The sequence below is a fragment of the Phenylobacterium sp. genome (genome assembly GCF_025934275.1).
Taxonomy (GTDB): domain Bacteria; phylum Pseudomonadota; class Alphaproteobacteria; order Caulobacterales; family Caulobacteraceae; genus Phenylobacterium.
Window position 1 is genome coordinate 1 of the sequence record NZ_JAICYI010000104.1, and the last position, 3,957, is coordinate 3,957.

Below are 3,957 nucleotides of genomic sequence, written 5' to 3' on the forward strand. Positions count from 1 at the left end.
CGGTCTTGACGCCAGGCGGCGCCGCAGGCAGCCTCCGGTGGGGAAAGGGAGGGGCTCGAGTGACGGTTGTCGCCGAGGCGTCCGAGACCGTGACCGTGACCGGCGGCGGGCTGGCGGGCGATGCGTATCGCCTGGCGCGGGAGCACATGGCGGCGCTGGCGCCGGTGTGGTTCACCTTCGCGGCCTGGTTCACCGCCCAGACGATCTGGCGCCACGCGACCGGACTTGAGGAGCCGGGGCCGCACGCCTTGGCCGCCGAGCTCGGCGATTTCGCCCTGGCGCTGGGTCCGAGCCTCGCCTCGGCCGTGGCGCTCAGGGTGCTGGCCGGCGCGCCCGCCTGGCGGCTCGACCGCGGCCTCGTCGAATACGTCGGCCTGACCTGGGCGGCCTCGGTCCTCTCGGGCGGGGCGCCGAGCGTGATCGGCGACCTGACGCCGGGCCCCGTCGGCGTGGCGCGGCTGCCGATCCTGATCGTGCAGCTTGCGCTTGTCGTCGTCTTGATCTGGCTCGGCGTCCGCCTGCAGCTGTGGCCCGTCGGGCGGCTGTTCGGCGCGCCGGCGACGGCCGGTCAGTCGTGGCGGCGCACCCGCGGGGCCGTCTGGCCCTACGTCTGGGGCTTCATCCTGGTGGTCGTCGCGCCCTTTGTTCCCGCCCTGGTGTTCTTCAAGGGCTATGCGGCCAGCGGCGCTGCGCCGCTCGCCATCGCCGCCGCGGCCGCCAAGGCGGTGGGCGCGGTGCTCGCCGCCGGCGTCACCCTGCGCCTCTACCAGCTCCGCGGCGCCGCCGAGCCGGCCGCACACGACGGCTGAGCGAAATTCCTCGGCGATCGCGGCCGCGCCGTGCGATAATGAACGAAGCGCGAACGCGCGCCCCGCTCTTTCACAGGTGAATCCTCCCGAAGTCCGCGTCGGCGCGCCTCACGGCGCGGCCGATCGACAGCGGATTCTGCAGTTCACAGCCCCACGATGTTGTCCGGAATGAAGTGCGGTCGGGCCGCGGCGCTCGTGTGCGTTCGTGCGGATTCGTGGATCAAGCGAAGTACATGCAGGTAAAAATAGTGAACGCACGGTCAACCATCTGGTACACGTCAAGGCACAGAACAGCGTAAAGCCGAGTACACCGTCCTTCTTCAACAACGGTTATTTCCACGTTGCGATGGTGCGAACCTCCTCCAAACCCAGAAAGGGAGAGTAGGCGTGCCAAAGAGTTCTCAGCATGGCCCTCAGGGCAAGGACATCATCGGCACGGACGCCGATGACTTTCTCAAGGGCGGCAGCCACGGCGACACGCTGGACGGCGGCGCCGGCAACGACACGCTGGCGGGCGGCGGCGGCTCCGACATCCTGACCGGCGGGACCGGCGAAGACGTGTTCCTGGTCAGCGGCAAGGTCGCGTCCACCGAGGGCGCCCTCGACCACATCACCGACTTCACGACCGGCGTCGACCGCATCGGCTTCGGCGGCAGCGTCAGCCTGGCGGGTCACAGCTTCCTGCAGGACACCGAGGCCGACTACGCGAGCGCGCTGGCCAAGGCGACCCAGGCGATCACCGCCAACACGGCGGACATCGTGTTCGTCCAGGTGGGCGCCGACGTGGTCGTGTTCGCCGACTCCAACCTGCACAACCAGGTGTCGGGCGCGATCGTCCTGCAGAACGTGAGCCTCACCGGCGTCACCCAGTGGGACGTGTTCTGAGCCTCACCGCTCATCCCCGCGAAAGCGGGGATCCAGGTGGTCTTGGGTTTCGGCGACTGCGCCACCCGAGCGGCCCAGGCTTGATCCACATTGGAAAGAGCCTGGGTCCCCGCTTGCGCGGGGATGATCGGGGCGGCGCTAGGGGCCCCGCCGGCTGCGGCCGCGCTTGCGGAATGCGGCCTCGCGCTCGGCGCGCGCCTCGGCGCGCACCTGCCGGGCCGCCTGGCGCCCGCCGCCCTCGCCTTCGCCGGCCAGCGCATCGGCCGCGAACTCGAGGTCCAACAGCTTCAGCCGCTTGATCTCGTCGCGCAGCCGGGCGGCCTCCTCGAACTCCAGGTTGGCGGCGGCCTCGCGCATGCGCGCCTCGAGCTCCTTCAGCGTCGCCTTGAAGTTGTCGCCGATGAACGGCGCGCCGCCCTCGGCCACGCCGACCGGCACCAGCACGTGGTCCTTCTCGTAGGGCGAGGCCAGGATGTCCTTGATCGAGGAGCGGATGGAGGCCGGCGTGATGCCGTGCTCGGCGTTGTAGGCGGCCTGCTTCTCCCGCCGGCGCTTGGTCTCGGCCATCGCCCGCTCCATCGAGCCGGTCACCTGGTCGGCGTAGAGGATCACCTTGCCGTCGACGTTGCGCGCCGCCCGGCCGATGGTCTGGATCAGGCTGGTCTCCGAGCGCAGGAAACCCTCCTTGTCGGCGTCCAGGATGGCGACCAGCCCGCATTCGGGGATGTCCAGGCCCTCGCGCAGCAGGTTGATGCCGACCAGCACGTCGAAGGCGCCGAGCCTGAGGTCGCGGATGATCTCGATGCGCTCCAGGGTGTCGACGTCGGAGTGCATGTAGCGCACGCGCAGGCCCTGCTCGTGCATGTACTCGGTCAGGTCCTCGGCCATCTTCTTGGTCAGCACCGTGATCAGCGCCCGGTAGCCGCGCGCCGCCGCCGCCCGCACCTCGTCGATCACGTCGTCCACCTGGCTGAAGCCGTCCTTGGCGACGGGCCTGACCTCCACCGGCGGGTCGATCAGCCCGGTCGGGCGGATAACCTGCTCGACGAACACCCCGCCGGTGCGCTCCAGCTCCCAGGGCCCGGGCGTCGCCGAGACGAAGACGCTGTCCGGCCGCATGGCGTCCCACTCCTCGAACTTGAGCGGACGGTTGTCCATGCAGGAGGGCAGCCGGAAGCCGTATTCGGCGAGCGTGAACTTGCGGCGGTAGTCGCCGCGATACATGCCGCCGATCTGCGGCACGGTCTGGTGGCTCTCGTCGACGAACAGCAGGGCGTTGTCGGGCACGTACTCGAACAGCGTCGGCGGCGGCTCGCCGGGGCGGCGGCCGGTCAAGTAGCGGCTGTAGTTCTCGATGCCGGCGCAGGAGCCGGTCGCCTGGATCATCTCCAGGTCGAAGGTGGTCCGCTGCTCCAGCCGCTGGGCTTCCAGCAGCTTGCCGTTGGCGACCAGCCAGTCGAGCCGCTCCTTCAGCTCCGCGCGGATCGAGCTGATCGCCTGGTTCAGCGTGGGCCGCGGCGTCACGTAGTGGCTGTTGGCGTAGATGCGCACGCCGGTCAGCTCGGCGGTCTTCTTGCCGGTCAAGGGATCGAACTCGGTGATCGCCTCGACCTCGTCGCCGAACAGGCCGACGCGCCAGGCGCGGTCCTCGTAGTGGGCGGGGAAGATCTCGATGGTGTCGCCGCGGCGGCGGAACGAGCCGCGCTCAAAGGCCTGCTCGTTGCGCCGGTACTGCAGCGCCACGAGGTCGGCCATCAGCTTCTTCTCGTCGATCCGCTCGCCGGGCTTCAGGTCGAAGGTCATGGCCGTGTAGGTCTCGACCGAGCCGATGCCGTAGATGCAGGAGACGGAGGCCACGATGATCACGTCGTCGCGCTCCAGGATCGCCCGCGTCGCCGAGTGGCGCATGCGGTCGATCTGCTCGTTTATGGATGAGTCCTTCTCGATGTAGGTGTCGGTCCGCGGCACGTAAGCCTCGGGCTGGTAGTAGTCGTAGTAGCTGACGAAGTATTCCACCGCGTTGTCCGGGAAGAAGCTCTTCATCTCGCCATAGAGCTGCGCCGCGAGCGTTTTGTTCGGCGCCAGGATCAATGTCGGCTTCTGCACCGCCTCGATCACCTTGGCCATGGTGAAGGTCTTGCCGGAGCCCGTGACGCCGAGCAGGGTTTCGCGGTGCAACCCGCGCTGCAGGCCATCGACTAGCGCTTCGATTGCATCGGGCTGGTCGCCGGTGGGGCGAAAATCAGAAACGACTTCGAACTCA

Annotated in this window: 3 protein-coding genes; 2 read left to right on the top strand and 1 reads right to left on the bottom strand. The window is 68.8% G+C overall.

Annotation, left to right across the window (positions count from 1 at the left end; translation table 11 throughout):
* Positions 1 to 59: 59 nt before the first annotated feature.
* A complete protein-coding gene (locus tag Q0W60_RS17285; RefSeq protein ID WP_297697320.1) occupies positions 60 to 809 on the top strand; it encodes a hypothetical protein in 750 nt (249 codons plus the stop codon).
* A 387-nt stretch (positions 810 to 1,196) separates the two neighbouring features.
* On the top strand, positions 1,197 to 1,694 hold the full coding sequence (locus Q0W60_RS17290; protein WP_297697321.1) for a calcium-binding protein: 498 nt from the start codon (positions 1,197 to 1,199) through the stop codon (positions 1,692 to 1,694).
* A 138-nt stretch (positions 1,695 to 1,832) separates the two neighbouring features.
* Here Q0W60_RS17290 and uvrB read toward each other — a convergent pair.
* Positions 1,833 to 3,957 (bottom strand): excinuclease ABC subunit UvrB (gene uvrB, locus Q0W60_RS17295; RefSeq protein WP_297697322.1); only part of this gene is annotated, 2,125 nt, incomplete at its 5' end.